The organism is Sulfurospirillum sp. 1612 (assembly GCF_036556685.1).
Taxonomy (GTDB): Bacteria; Campylobacterota; Campylobacteria; order Campylobacterales; family Sulfurospirillaceae; genus JAADIZ01.
Genome location: NZ_CP140614.1, coordinates 2,346,436 through 2,360,575, shown reverse-complemented (window position 1 = coordinate 2,360,575; position 14,140 = coordinate 2,346,436). Strand labels below are relative to the sequence as shown.

The following is a 14,140-nucleotide window of genomic DNA, read 5'->3' as shown; positions in this document are numbered from 1 at the left end:
TATGAACTATGCAATGGCACTTGATTATCAAAATTGTATCAATTGTAAAGCATGCGAAGTGGCATGTAAGGAAGAAAATGGAGTACAGCTTGGTGCTGACAAACAAAGAATTTGGGTCGGTGTCACAGAAGGGACGACTTTTGGTAAACCATATGTCAATCTATATCCTTCGCAATGTAACCAATGCTTGGATGCTCCATGTGTGAGTGTGTGCCCAACCAATGCCAGCCACATTATAGATGGCGGTATTGTGATGGTGGATCCTACAAAATGTATCTTGTGTAAAGGTTGTATGGAAGCATGCCCTTATGATGCGAGATTTGTTGATGATACGGTTGTAGCCGTTGATAAATGTACATTTTGTAATCAACGTATTGATGAGTACGGCACCACAGCATGTCAAGCCACTTGTCCTACAAAAGTGCGACTATTTGGGGATTTGGATGATGAAGAAGGTGATTTGGTCAAGCTGCTCAAAACGAGAAAATTCTTTTTTCAAAAAGAGAGCGAAGGCACGGTTCCTAAACTATTTTATTTGGTACCAGAAGATGAGAATTTCCTCATTCAAACCGTATCCAAAAATACAAAAATTCATACTTGGGACGAGATTAAACCCTATTATGACCAAGTGAAAGCTAAAAGGAGTCAAGAATGGAAAAAATCATAATAGCCGGACTTGAAATCAACAAGGTCAATATTTTTAAGTTATTGTTTAATAAAACCATGATTATTGCTTATGTCTTGCTAGCAGTGGGATGTTATGGTATTTATGAAGCATTTGATGAGCGATACTTTAGTATTGTGGCCAATGCGCATACTGCCGGATTGGATCCTACGAATCCTTATTTAGCTGAAGCGATGAAGCAAGCGGTATTTGGTCATGTTGGAGAAGTCAGTAGAGAAGAGCCTTGGACTTTGTTTATCGTAAACTATATGTATATGATTTATACCGGTAGTGGGGTAATCTTTTTAGTGGCATTGGCGGAATTGATGAATATTGAAGTCGTGGCTAAAGCAGCTGCGGGTTTTATGGTCGTTGGTTTGTCGATGGTATTTGCTGGACTCTTCACGATTGCAACCGATTTAAATATGTTAAATATGCTTAGCATGATTACAACACCAAATGTGAATGCGGGTATGTGGCTCATGTTACCACTTTATTTGACCTATATCCCTTTTGTATTGTTTGAAATTTATCTTTTGATTACCAACAAAAGAGAATGGGCAAAACGATTGGCAATGCCAGTACTATTATTAAGTGTGGGTGTGGATGTTGTGGAATATTTTATTCAAGCAAAACTTTTTGCTATGAATACAGCACGTCACTTGTGGACAGAATTTCCAATATTGACATTTTACTTTATTATTTCAGCATTTGTAGCCTCATTGGGAATTATGGGATTATATGCTTACTTTGCACACAGAAAAAGCGGAGAGTATTCTCATTTGATTGAGATCATTCGAAAAGCAATGTTATTTTTCATTATAGTTTTAGCCGCTTATGAAATTATCGGATATTTAGCAGTCGATAAATCTTGGGCTTTTATCATTTTGTTTGGACCTTTTAAATATGCATATTTTGGTGGCTATATTCTATTAGCGATGATAGTACCATTTTTATTGACTTTTCAAAAAGGTAACCCTATCTGGGTGGTACTCGCCTCAGTATGTACCGTTGTTGGTGGTTATATAGGAAGATATATATTCGTATATGGTGGTAATGCCAATCCACTTTCAGATCGATTTGGTGTCGGTTATGAAAAATATGACATGTATAGTATTGCAGACAAAATCAACTACACATGGCCACATCAAGCTGAGATATTCATCGTGATTGGTTCTATAGGTGTTGTGCTTGCTGTGTATAAATTAGTGAATGTTTTATTTTCTGTGTCCAAGCTCAGAGAGCATTAAATTCACAATTGATTCACGTTTGATATGATATAATATTAAGAAATCTATGAAAGGAGAAAAAATGAAAAAACTGCTTGTATTAGTGTTTGCAGCCATTGTTGGCTTGAGTTTTATTAGCACTTCTGCTTTTGCAAGTTCTGACAAGGGACAAAAAATAATTATCAAAAAATTGAAAAAACCTTGTGGCTTCAATGGTGGTGTTCTAGCTAAAAAACATACTCAAGGCGAATGGACTGCAATCTATAAAGCCGGTAAGTTGAACGACGAGCTTCAAAAGCTATGTCCAAAAGCGAAACCGTTGAAGAAAAAATATACTAAACATGTATATGACTTTCTTAATAACTTTGCTAGCGATAGCGGCAATGTTCCATCTTGTTAATCTTAAAAGCAGCAGGTTGTTGCAACATAAGCAGGATTTAGATTTTATACTCTAAAGATAATAAAATAAAAGAAGAGGCGTTACGCCTCTTCTGCTTCTGAAACTATTTGTTAGAATTCCCCGCAAACATGCTTAATATTTGAAGTAGTGATATAAAGAGGTTCAAGAAATCCAAATAAAGTGCAATAGCACCTTCGATTGGTGTTTCATATCGGCCTTTGATGATGTTTTGTGTGTCATAAAGTATGAACGCACTAAAAAGGATAGAACCGATACTCGCGATTGCTAATTGAAGCACAGGGCTGTGCAAAAAGATATTAATCAATCCTGCTACTACGATGACAATCAGTGTCACAAACAACATCTTGCCCATTGCTGAAAAATCTCGTTTTGTATTCATTGCAAACACTGAAAGTGAACCAAATGCTACTGTGGTTAACATAAAAGCATTAGCGATAATAGAACCACCACCATTCATTCCCATTATATGGTACAGTAGGGGGGCTAGTGTTAATCCTGTGATAAATGTAAAACCAAAGAGCAGTATCAAGTTTAGTCCTGCTTTCTTTTTCGCAGCAAAAAGACCAAAGAGTAAAATAAACTCTACAATCACAAGACCCAAATAAAATCTTGATATTTGAGGTGCCATGCTGGTACCTATATAAGCACCTGCACTTGCAGCTAACAAAGAGGCAGCAAAAAGCTGGTATGTTTGTTTGATAAAAATAGCAAGATTGCTATTAGCTCCGGTTCTTTGCCCTTCGCTGACACTCTCACTCGTCCCACGGCTGATATATTCTCTATCATATAGTGCCATTGTAATCTCCTTAAAATAAAAGTAAAAACCTATATATGTTTATGGTATTTTATAACACCATCCTAAATAAAATATAAACGAATTGTAGACAAAATATATTTTTCTAAAAAACCCGAAAAAAACTAAGCTAGTTCTAAGGAATGATTGTATATAATTTCGTCCTCGTTTGAGAGAACGGGTGTTAAAGAGTCCCAAGTTTAGGGATTCAAGTTCATTAAAATTATCAATGTTAATTATTCAATCTTTGAAATCTAAACAAGCGACCTTGAGTACTTTAAGGTTACTAAAAAATGAGATTAACTATCTCTGAACAAGTTAAACACTTCATTTTAATGGAGAGTTTGATCCTGGCTCAGAGTGAACGCTGGCGGCGTGCTTAACACATGCAAGTCGAACGATGAAGTTTTAGTTTACTAGAACGGATTAGTGGCGCACGGGTGAGTAATATATAACTAACCTGCCCTTTAGTGGGGGACAACAGTTGGAAACGACTGCTAATACCCCATACTCCTTCTTATCATAAGATAAGTCGGGAAAACTCCGGTGCTAAAGGATGGGGTTGTACGGTATCAGTTAGTTGGTGAGGTAATGGCTCACCAAGACTATGACGCCTAGCTGGTCTGAGAGGATGATCAGCCACACTGGAACTGAGACACGGTCCAGACTCCTACGGGAGGCAGCAGTGGGGAATATTGCACAATGGGGGAAACCCTGATGCAGCAACGCCGCGTGGAGGATGACACATTTCGGTGCGTAAACTCCTTTTATATGAGAAGATAATGACGGTATCATATGAATAAGCACCGGCTAACTCCGTGCCAGCAGCCGCGGTAATACGGAGGGTGCAAGCGTTACTCGGAATCACTGGGCGTAAAGGATGCGTAGGCTGGATGCCAAGTCAGAAGTGAAATCCAACGGCTTAACCGTTGAACTGCTTCTGAAACTGGTAACCTAGAGTAAGGGAGAGGCAGATGGAATTGGTGGTGTAGGGGTAAAATCCGTAGATATCACCAGGAATACCGATTGCGAAGGCGATCTGCTGGAACTTAACTGACGCTGAGGCATGAAAGCGTGGGGAGCAAACAGGATTAGATACCCTGGTAGTCCACGCCCTAAACGATGCACACTAGTTGTTGGAGTGCTAGTCACTTCAGTAATACACTTAACAGATTAAGTGTGCCGCCTGGGGAGTACGGTCGCAAGATTAAAACTCAAAGGAATAGACGGGGACCCGCACAAGCGGTGGAGCATGTGGTTTAATTCGAAGATACACGAAGAACCTTACCTGGACTTGATATCCTTGGAATCTTATAGAGATATGAGAGTGCTAGTTTACTAGAGCCAAGTGACAGGTGCTGCACGGCTGTCGTCAGCTCGTGTCGTGAGATGTTGGGTTAAGTCCCGCAACGAGCGCAACCCTCGTCCTTAGTTGCTAACAGTTCGGCTGAGCACTCTAAGGAGACTGCCTTCGTAAGGAGGAGGAAGGTGAGGACGACGTCAAGTCATCATGGCCCTTATGTCCAGGGCTACACACGTGCTACAATGGTTAGGACAAAGAGATGCAATACCGTGAGGTGGAGCAAATCTTAAAACCTAGTCTCAGTTCGGATTGGAGTCTGCAACTCGACTCCATGAAGCTGGAATCGCTAGTAATCGTAGATCAGCTATGCTACGGTGAATACGTTCCCGGGTCTTGTACTCACCGCCCGTCACACCATGGGAGTTGAATTCACCCGAAGTCGGAATACTAAAGTAGTTACCGACCACGGTGGGTTCAGCGACTGGGGTGAAGTCGTAACAAGGTAACCGTAGGAGAACCTGCGGTTGGATCACCTCCTTTCTAGAGTATAGGGTAAACGTCTCACAATGTTTACCCGGGTAACCAAAGGATTAAGTGTTGCTTGTTTAGTTTTGAAAGATTGATGTCAAGGGGCCTATAGCTCAGTTGGTTAGAGCGCACCCCTGATAAGGGTGAGGTCACAAGTTCAAATCTTGTTAGGCCCACCATTCTTAGCCTTGAACATCGTTAACAATCTGCTCACTTACTTATAGTAAGCTTCGCATCTTGTTGCTTCGTTCAGCTAATACTTATCAGCAGTCTTCTAAAAAGAGATTGAAACACACCAGTAGGGGAATTAGCTCAGCTGGGAGAGCGCCTGCTTTGCACGCAGGAGGTCAGCGGTTCGATCCCGCTATTCTCCACCAATTAACATTGAAGTACTTTAGAGGTTTAATATGAGTATTAATACTAATATTCATATTAGACTTTATAAGTCTAAAAATTAATCTTTAATATTTAAAGATTATGTTCATTAAATTATTATTGTTAATGTCAACAAACGCAAATAAAAAACAATTTCATTGTTAAACGTTTTATTATGTTTAATAAGGAAGTGATACGTTAATTAGAATATAAAAGGTAAGCTATTAAGAGTGAATGGTGGATGCCTTGGCTGTAAGAGGCGATGAAGGACGTACTAGACTGCGATAAGTCACGGGGAGCCGTCAAGAGGCTTTGATCCGTGAATTTCCGAATGGGACAACCCAGCTGGCAGTGATGTCAGTTACCCTGCGGGGGGCTAACCTGGTGAAGTGAAACATCTCAGTAGCCAGAGGAAGAGAAATCAAATGAGATTCTGCTAGTAGCGGCGAGCGAACGTGGATTAGGGCAAACCTGTTGTTTACAACAGGGGTTGTAGGACTGCGATATTGTATGTTAGATAGTAGTGGAATAATCTGGAAAGTTTAGCCATAGAGAGTGATAGTCTCGTACACGAAACTTGATAACAACATAGCAGTATCCTGAGTAGGGCGGAACACGTGTTATTCTGTCTGAATCCGGGGGGACCACCCTCCAACCCTAAATACTACTTACAGACCGATAGTGAACCAGTACCGTGAGGGAAAGGTGAAAAGAACCCCAGTGAGGGGAGTGAAATAGAACCTGAAACCATTTACTTACAATCATTCAGAGCCCTATGATTTATCAGGGTGATGGACTGCCTTTTGCATAATGAGCCTGCGAGTTGTGGTCAGTGGCAAGGTTAAGGAAACCCGGAGCCGTAGCGAAAGCGAGTCTTAATAGGGCGATTTAGTCACTGGCTGCAGACCCGAAGCGAAGTGATCTATCCATGGTCAGGTTGAAGCTGGTGTAAGAACTAGTGGAGGACCGAACCGATTGAGGTTGAAAACTCACCGGATGAACTGTGGATAGGGGTGAAAGGCCAATCAAACTTCGTGATAGCTGGTTCTCTCCGAAATATATTTAGGTATAGCGTCAAGTCGTAACATAGGGGGGTAGAGCACTGATTGGGCTAGGGCATACACCAATGTACCAAACCCTGTCAAACTCCGAATACCCTATGCGTAATCTTGGCAGTCAGGCGGCGGGTGATAAAATGCGTCGTCAAGAGGGAAACAACCCAGACTACCAGCTAAGGTCCCAAAGTGATATTTAAGTGGAAAACGATGTGGAGTTACTTAGACAACCAGGAGGTTGGCTTAGAAGCAGCCATCCTTTAAAGAAAGCGTAATAGCTCACTGGTCTAGTGATTCTGCGCGGAAAATATAACGGGGCTAAAAATATCCACCGAAGCTGTAGATTTGAAATTTATTTCAAGTGGTAGGAGAGCGTTCCGCTCAGCGTTGAAGCCATACCGGTAAGGAGTGGTGGAGCGTGCGGAAGTGAGCATGCAGGCATGAGTAGCGATAAAAGGGGTGAGAATCCCCTTCGCCGAAAACCCAAGGTTTCCTACGCGATGCTCGTCATCGTAGGGTTAGTCGGGACCTAAGTCGAGTCCGAAAGGGGTAGACGATGGAAAGTTGGTTAATATTCCAACACTAATTATAGAGCGCGATGGAAGGACGCTTAGGGCTAAACGAGCCAACTGATGGAATAGTTGGTCGAAGGGTGTAGATTAGATCATTGGCAAATCCGTGATCTTTTATTCGAGACCTGATAGGCACTTGATACTCTTCGGAGTGGACGGTGAATCGTTGATGCCGTCGAGCCAAGAAAAGTTTCTAAGTATATCTATAATTACCCGTACCGCAAACCGACACAGGTGGGTGAGATGAGTATTCTAAGGCGCGTGGAAGAATCCTGGTTAAGGAACTCTGCAAAATAGCACCGTATCTTCGGTATAAGGTGTGCCTCCCTTTGTGAAACCCCTGCGGGTGGAGCATTGAAGGTTACAACAAAGAGTCCCTCCCGACTGTTTACCAAAAACACAGCACTCTGCTAACTCGTAAGAGGATGTATAGGGTGTGACGCCTGCCCGGTGCTGGAAGGTTAATTGATGCTGTTAGATTCGTCGAAGCAGTTGATCGAAGCCCCAGTAAACGGCGGCCGTAACTATAACGGTCCTAAGGTAGCGAAATTCCTTGTCGGTTAAATACCGACCTGCATGAATGGCGTAACGAGATGGGAGCTGTCTCGACCAGGAATCCAGTGAAATTGTAGTGGAGGTGAAAATTCCTCCTACCCGCGGCAAGACGGAAAGACCCCGTGGACCTTTACTACAGCTTGACACTGCTGTTGGGATAAAGATGTGCAGGATAGGTGGGAGGCTTTGATTCATGGTCGCTAGATCATGATGAGCCATTGTTGAGATACCACTCTTCTTTATTCTGATAGCTAACTGGCTTGAGTTATCCTCAAGCAGGACAATGTCTGGTGGGTAGTTTGACTGGGGCGGTCGCCTCCTAAAAAGTAACGGAGGCTTACAAAGGTTGGCTCAGGACGGTTGGAAATCGTCCGCAGAGTATAATGGTACAAGCCAGCTTGACTGTGAGACATACATGTCGAGCAGAGACGAAAGTCGGTCATAGTGATCCGGTGGTTCTGTGTGGAAGGGCCATCGCTCAAAGGATAAAAGGTACCCCGGGGATAACAGGCTGATCTCCCCCAAGAGCTCACATCGACGGGGAGGTTTGGCACCTCGATGTCGGCTCATCGCATCCTGGGGCTGGAGCAGGTCCCAAGGGTATGGCTGTTCGCCATTTAAAGCGGTACGCGAGCTGGGTTCAGAACGTCGTGAGACAGTTCGGTCCCTATCTGCCGTGGGCGTAGGAAAGTTGAGGAGATTTGACCCTAGTACGAGAGGACCGGGTTGAACGAACCACTGGTGTACCAGTTGTCCTGCCAAGGGCACCGCTGGGTAGCTATGTTCGGATGAGATAACCGCTGAAAGCATCTAAGCGGGAAGCCAACTCCAAGATGAACTTTCCCTGAAGACCTCATGAAGACTACATGTTTGATAGGCTGGGTGTGTAATGGGTGAAAGCCCTTTAGCTGACCAGTACTAATAGGTCGTTTGGCTTAAATTTTATATTCAATTGTATCACTTTCTTATTAAGTATAATAAGAGGCTACAAGGGTTTAGAGAAATCTAAAGTCATTGTTTTTAATGTAGCGTCTTGTTGACATAACAATAAACACTCAAGAATCAAAATCTTGAAGTAAGTTTATCATTCATAGATTTACTTCAAGATTTCCGGTGGCTATAGAGAGTTGGAAACGCCCAGTCCCATTTCGAACCTGGAAGCTAAGCAACTCATCGCCGATAATACTGCAGCTTACTGTTGTGGGAATGTAGGTCGCTGCCGGATTCTTGTTTCTTTTTACTTACTTATCCAACAACAATCCTTTCCCATAACAATTTTTTTTAACTCTTTATTTCGAAGTAGTGATTTTTTAAGAAATGTTTATGCGACTAAGTCGCATTTAAGTGGATATGCAATATAATTCACTCAAAAACAGGAGAACCTATGAAAAAATTATTGATAACATTGATATTTGTCGCACAGAGTGCACTTTTTGCACAAATTAATGCAGTGGTGAGCATCTTGCCAGAGATGACCTTTGTGAAGGCAATCGGAGGAGAACACGTTCATACATCACTGATGGTACAACCTGGGGATGAGCCAGAGAATTATGAGCCTAAACCTTCACAGATGAAAGATGTCATGAAAGCACATGTTTATTTTGCTATTGGCGTAGAATTTGAAGAAGTATGGTTGAAAAAATTCATGAACCAAAACAAGAATATGATAGTTGTTGATGTGACCAAAGGGATTACAAAAATTGGTATGCCAACTTTTATGGATACCCATAAAAAGATGGAAGAAGGCCATAAAGATCCACATGTGTGGACCAGTCCCAAAGAGATTAAAATAATCGCACTAAATATTTATAATGCGTTAGCTGATGTTGATCCAGCACATCAAAGCTACTATAAAGCGCGATATGATGCATTTTTGGCTAAGATTGACAGTGTCGACCAACAGCTCAAAGAAATCTTGAAAGATGTTCCTCATGGTACAAAATTTATGGTTTTTCACCCTGCATGGGGCTATTTTGCAAAAGAGTATCATTTGACCCAATTCCCAATACAAGTGGAAGGAAAGGATCCAAAACCAAAGATGTTAGCGCATATTATAGATACGGCTAAAAAAGAGCATATTAAAGCAATTTTTACGCAGCCTGAATTTTCTGATCACGTGGCTAATGTGATTGCTAAAGAGTTAAATATTCGTGTTATTAAAGCAACACCACTGGCTGCAAATTGGTCACAGAATTTGATTAATTTTGCAACTTCGATTGCCAAGGACCAACGATAAATGCCAATTTTAGAAGTAGAAGATGTCTCATTTTCGTACGAAAAACAAAAGATTTTAGAACATATCAAACTGAGTGTTGAAGAAAAAGACTATTTGGCGATTATTGGTCCAAATGGGGGTGGTAAAACAACCTTTTTGAAACTGATCTTAGGTATTAATAAAATGCAAGAGGGATCAATTAAAATTGCCGGGAAAGAGGCCGCGAAACAACTTTCTATGATTGGATATGTGCCTCAAAATACTAATATTAATGTGGATTTTCCTATCAAGGTCATTGAAGTGGTCTTGATGGGATATACGGGGGAGAAAACACCTTTTTTTGGTTACTCTAAAGAAGAAATTGCTCAAGCAAAAAATGCTTTGAAGCAAGTGGGGATGCAAGATTTTATTAACACTAAAATCGGAGCACTCTCAGGGGGACAACGCCAGCGTGTCTTGATTGCACGGGCGTTGTGTGCAAACCCTAAGATATTACTCTTAGATGAGCCAACATCTAGTATCGATGCGCAGGGACAAGAGGATATTTATAAACTCTTACAAGCATTAAATAAAGAGATTACCATTGTTGTTGTGAGTCATGATATATCGGTCATTATCGGATATGCAAAAAAGGTGGCATATATTAATAAAACCTTAGTGATGCATGATATTAGTATCGATAAGGAAAGATTTCAAAAACATGGTGAACATTTTTGTGAAGTTGAATTACTAAATTTACTAAAGGAGCGTGTCTGATGGATATTTTAACATACACGTTCATGCAAAATGCCATATTAGTGGGCGTACTTGTTAGTATTGCTGCGGGTATCATTGGCTCTTTGATTGTCGTAAATCGTATGGTGTTTTTAGCGGGAGGCATTGCCCACACCTCATATGGTGGCATTGGAATGGCGATATATTTTGGTATTCCTATTTTCTTAGGTGCTTCATTGTTTGCAGTAGGGGCGGCGTTGCTGTTATCCTTTATCAGTTTCAAACAAAAAAATCGGATGGATACATTCATCGGTTTGATATGGGCCGTGGGGATGGCTATTGGTGTCATTTTTGTGGATTTAACACCGGGATATAATGTGGATTTGATGAGTTATTTATTTGGCTCTATCTTGGCGGTTAGTCGTGATGATATTTATTTTATCGCCACGCTATTGGTAGTAATTTTATTTGTGGTTATTATATGGCACCGTGATTTGTTAGCCGTTTCATATGATAGTGAATATGCCAGCCTTAGAGGGATTAACGTCAAAGTGTTTTATACCTTGATTTTACTTTTGTGCTCTTTGACGGTTGTCATATCTATCAAAGTCGTGGGATTGATATTGGTCATCGCACTGTTGACGATTCCTGTATATATTGCAGAAAAACTCTCCGCTTCTTTGTTTCAAATGATGGCAATCTCCAGTGTATTATCGATAGTCTTTACACTTGGAGGACTGTTCATCTCTTATTATTTTAATATTACTTCTGGTGCTAGTATTATTATGGTGAGTGCGACATCTATGGGGTTGTATTTATTGGGAGATAAAGTGCTTAAAATGTCTCATCGATAAGGTGATTATCATTTTGTAATATCATCTCAACTTTCTCACTATTAAGAGGTCGTGAAAAATAATATCCTTGGACTATTTCACATTCGAGCGCAGACAAGAGATCGAATTGTTCTTTTGTCTCCACTCCTTCTGCTAAAATCTTAAGATCCAATCCTTTTGCCAAATCGATAATACTTTTGCTAATCGCTAAATCTTTCTTATTGACAGTAATATCTCGAATAAAGGATTGGTCAATTTTTAATTTTGTGATAGGCAAGAGTTTTAGATAATTCATAGATGAGTATCCCGTGCCAAAGTCATCAATAGCGATACTGACCCCCATATTGATAAAATAAGAGAGCATTTTGATTGATTTTTTTGGATTCTTCATGACAAATCTCTCGAGTATTTCAATCTCTAGCCATTTTGGATTACAGCCAGTTTGTTGTAGCATAGATTCAAATGTTTGGGAGAGTTTTTCTGACTCAAGTTGCTTGGTCGCAAAATTGATGGATATCAAACCCGGATTGTAGCCGCTTTCATGCCACAACTTTGTTTGTAGCATTGCCTTTTTCATAACAATATTGCCAATCGATATAATTAAATCGCTCTCTTCAGCAATTTCAATAAAGGAGGCAGGATACAAGAGGCCACGTTCGGGATGTTGCCATCGAATTAGCACTTCAAATCCCGTTACTTTTTGAGTTTTTATGTCAATTTGAGGCTGATAATGCAAAATAAATTCATCATTTTTAATGGCGGTTTGCAGCTCATTTTCAATTTTTAGATGCTCAATCATGTGTGTATGCATACTGTGATCATAAAAGACATAGCGACTTTTGCCTTCTTCTTTTGCTTTATACATCGCCATGTCTGCGTATTTTAGCAAGGTCGTCACATCTTTTGCATCATTAGGATATATTGCGATACCAATACTAACAGAGACGACCGGTAAATCTTTGTCTAATTTCAAATTTATATCTAAATTTTTGATGATTTTTTTGAGCACAATGGAGCAATCTGTGGCATCGTGGAGCTCATCAAGAATGATGACAAATTCATCTCCTCCTAATCTCGCAACCGTATCGGTATTCCTCATAGAAGTTTGTAGTGTTGTTGCTACTTTTTTCAATAATAAATCACCAATATCATGACCATGGATATCATTGACATTTTTAAAGTTATCAATATCCAAAAATGCTACGGCTACTTTTTTCTGTTTTCTTGCGGCATATTTGAGATTTTGCGAGAGTCTGTCTATTAATAAGGCACGATTGGGTAGGGAGGTGAGTATGTCATGTTTGGTTTGAAATACCAACTTGCTTTGTTCCACTTTTAATGCTTGTTCAATCTTCTTGTTCTCTGTGACATCTCTTAGCACGAAATGTCCGATAGGTCCATCTTTAAGGTTGATTCTTGTGACAGAAAAGTGAATCCAAAATTCAGTCCCCGAAGCTTTTTTGGCTCTGAGTTCAAATTCTGCATATCCGTGTTCTCTGACTACTTGCAACTGTTGGTCCATCTCACTTAAAGAGTGCTTTCCATTCTCTTGAAATGTTGGCATGAGATCCTCATTGTTTGCATGAAGTAGCGCTTCTTTATCAGGATATCCAAACATTTCAACCGCGGCATTATTACAGTCTATAATTTGCATATTTTTAGAAATGATAATACCATCATAAGACTCATTAAAGATGGTTTCAAAAATATTTTTTTGTTCCCATAGCTCTTTATTTTTTTGTTCCAGAATTTCTTGTATATCTCGAAAACGACTTTGTAGTTTTAGGGCGATAAACAAGAAAATTGTTGCCATGAAAAATAAAACAATGACCGATATCGTAATAGATTGATAAATTGTGCCTTTAAGATTTTTTTGGAGCATTTTTATTTGTGTTTGATAAACTTTTTTTGTATCTTGTACATTGGTGCCCACAATCCAATTGAGCATGGGGACATCTCGGACGTAGGCGGTGCGATTTTCTCCTTGGGTCGAATGATATTTTAAGAAAAATCCCTCAGGGACTATTTTAGCACCATGAATGATATCTTTGACGATGTGTCGTCCTCTGATTTTCTCATCCCAACTTTGAATACTTTGGAATTCTCCCTTTCCTTCAATCCTTTCTCCTTTGGAATTGTATGCAAAAATATATCCATATTGGTTTTCATCCAAAGATTGAAGGTAGCGCTTCAACTCCTTTTTCACATTTATTAAGATATCTTCTTCATATCGACCTGTGCCTATAAAGATATTTAATGGCTTAAATAACTTCACATAGCCTATTTTTTTCTTCATCTTTTTTTCGTTTATCTTATACCAGTACCAAGAATCAAAGCCTTCTCCTTTGGTCTTGACTATTTTGATAGCATCTTGAATTATATGTTTTCCCTGAGCATCTTTCAAATCATATTGATTGGTTCCTTCTAATTGTGGAGAAGTGGGTAGTGCAATCGTCAAGCCCTTGAGATCATACACGAAAAAATATCCACTTTTATTGTCAAAAAATCTTAATTTTTCCATTTTGTCTCTGATTTTCTGAAAGATGATTGTTTTGGGAAAAGATTTGTATTGATTGTAAACTTCTTGAATCATATCGATACCAAAATCGACACTATTCTTTACTTTGTTTTGTTCAGATTGTTCGAGAGATCTTTCGTAGATATTAATAAAATTTGAGAGTTTTTCAATACGATCAAGTGCTTCGACTTTTGCTTGGCGTTCGTACTGTTTTCTCGTCTCTTCTGTGGAGTGATTATAGTTGTTGAAGAAATTTTTTGTAAAGATAAAAATAAGCATAGCAGAGACCAATAAAAACCCAAAGATAAATATAAAGATCATTATTTTTAATAATCTGTCACTATCACCGTGTGTTTGTTCCATAT

The 14,140-nt window shown here is 39.8% G+C and carries 8 protein-coding genes, 2 tRNA genes and 3 rRNA genes; 11 read left to right on the top strand and 2 right to left on the bottom strand.

Annotated elements, in window-relative coordinates:
- Nucleotide 1 precedes the first annotated feature (1 nt).
- From SFB89_RS11850 to SFB89_RS11840, 3 genes are all read left to right on the top strand, one after another.
- Nucleotides 2-667: a 4Fe-4S dicluster domain-containing protein gene (locus SFB89_RS11850; protein ID WP_331774895.1), complete on the top strand. Its 666-nt coding sequence runs from the start codon at nt 2-4 to the stop codon at nt 665-667.
- Entirely contained in the window at nt 652-1,914 is a 1,263-nt protein-coding gene (gene nrfD / locus SFB89_RS11845; RefSeq protein ID WP_331774894.1) for an NrfD/PsrC family molybdoenzyme membrane anchor subunit, read from the top strand. The genes SFB89_RS11850 and nrfD overlap by 16 nt, the downstream gene beginning before the upstream one ends.
- A gap of 61 nt (nt 1,915-1,975) precedes the next feature.
- On the top strand, nt 1,976-2,293 hold the full coding sequence (locus SFB89_RS11840; protein ID WP_331774893.1) for a cytochrome C: 318 nt from the start codon (nt 1,976-1,978) through the stop codon (nt 2,291-2,293).
- A gap of 103 nt (nt 2,294-2,396) precedes the next feature.
- On the opposite strand, the gene SFB89_RS11835 is transcribed toward SFB89_RS11840, so the two are convergent.
- Nucleotides 2,397-3,110, bottom strand: coding sequence for a Bax inhibitor-1/YccA family protein (locus tag SFB89_RS11835; RefSeq protein WP_331774892.1), 714 nt, complete (start codon nt 3,108-3,110; stop codon nt 2,397-2,399).
- 329 nt (nt 3,111-3,439) lie between these two features.
- Here SFB89_RS11835 and SFB89_RS11830 point away from each other — a divergent pair.
- The 8 genes from SFB89_RS11830 to SFB89_RS11795 all read left to right on the top strand — a co-directional run bounded on the left by SFB89_RS11830 (nt 3,440) and on the right by SFB89_RS11795 (nt 11,278).
- A 16S ribosomal RNA gene (locus SFB89_RS11830) occupies nt 3,440-4,950 on the top strand.
- Between the two features lie 90 nt (nt 4,951-5,040).
- A tRNA-Ile gene (locus SFB89_RS11825) sits at nt 5,041-5,117 on the top strand.
- Nucleotides 5,118-5,239: 122 nt separating this feature from the next.
- Nucleotides 5,240-5,315: transfer RNA gene (locus SFB89_RS11820), tRNA-Ala, on the top strand.
- Between the two features lie 212 nt (nt 5,316-5,527).
- Nucleotides 5,528-8,438: ribosomal RNA gene (locus tag SFB89_RS11815) — 23S ribosomal RNA — on the top strand.
- A 166-nt stretch (nt 8,439-8,604) separates the two neighbouring features.
- A 5S ribosomal RNA gene (rrf, locus tag SFB89_RS11810) occupies nt 8,605-8,720 on the top strand.
- The 16S, 23S and 5S rRNA genes sit together here with 2 tRNA genes alongside, the layout of an rRNA operon.
- Before the next feature lie 159 nt (nt 8,721-8,879).
- Nucleotides 8,880-9,731, top strand: a complete 852-nt coding sequence (locus SFB89_RS11805; protein WP_331774891.1) for a metal ABC transporter solute-binding protein, Zn/Mn family — start codon at nt 8,880-8,882, stop codon at nt 9,729-9,731.
- On the top strand, nt 9,732-10,466 hold the full coding sequence (locus SFB89_RS11800; protein ID WP_331774890.1) for a metal ABC transporter ATP-binding protein: 735 nt from the start codon (nt 9,732-9,734) through the stop codon (nt 10,464-10,466).
- A complete protein-coding gene (locus tag SFB89_RS11795) occupies nt 10,463-11,278 on the top strand; it encodes a metal ABC transporter permease (RefSeq protein ID WP_331776090.1) in 816 nt (271 codons plus the stop codon). The genes SFB89_RS11800 and SFB89_RS11795 overlap by 4 nt, the downstream gene beginning before the upstream one ends.
- Here SFB89_RS11795 and SFB89_RS11790 read toward each other — a convergent pair.
- Nucleotides 11,259-14,138, bottom strand: a complete 2,880-nt coding sequence (locus SFB89_RS11790; protein WP_331774889.1) for a bifunctional diguanylate cyclase/phosphodiesterase — start codon at nt 14,136-14,138, stop codon at nt 11,259-11,261. The genes SFB89_RS11795 and SFB89_RS11790 overlap by 20 nt on opposite strands.
- Between the last annotated feature and the right edge of the window lie 2 nt (nt 14,139-14,140).

Bases quoted from the DNA above. Each gene is read 5' to 3' on its own strand.
- SFB89_RS11850 (WP_331774895.1), top strand. From the start codon at position 2: ATGAACTATGCAATGGCACTTGATTATCAAAATTGTATCAATTGTAAA.
- nrfD (WP_331774894.1), top strand. From the start codon at position 652: ATGGAAAAAATCATAATAGCCGGACTTGAAATCAACAAGGTCAATATT.
- SFB89_RS11840 (WP_331774893.1), top strand. From the start codon at position 1,976: ATGAAAAAACTGCTTGTATTAGTGTTTGCAGCCATTGTTGGCTTGAGT.
- SFB89_RS11835 (WP_331774892.1), bottom strand. From the start codon at position 3,110: ATGGCACTATATGATAGAGAATATATCAGCCGTGGGACGAGTGAGAGT.
- SFB89_RS11805 (WP_331774891.1), top strand. From the start codon at position 8,880: ATGAAAAAATTATTGATAACATTGATATTTGTCGCACAGAGTGCACTT.
- SFB89_RS11800 (WP_331774890.1), top strand. From the start codon at position 9,732: ATGCCAATTTTAGAAGTAGAAGATGTCTCATTTTCGTACGAAAAACAA.
- SFB89_RS11790 (WP_331774889.1), bottom strand. From the start codon at position 14,138: ATGGAACAAACACACGGTGATAGTGACAGATTATTAAAAATAATGATC.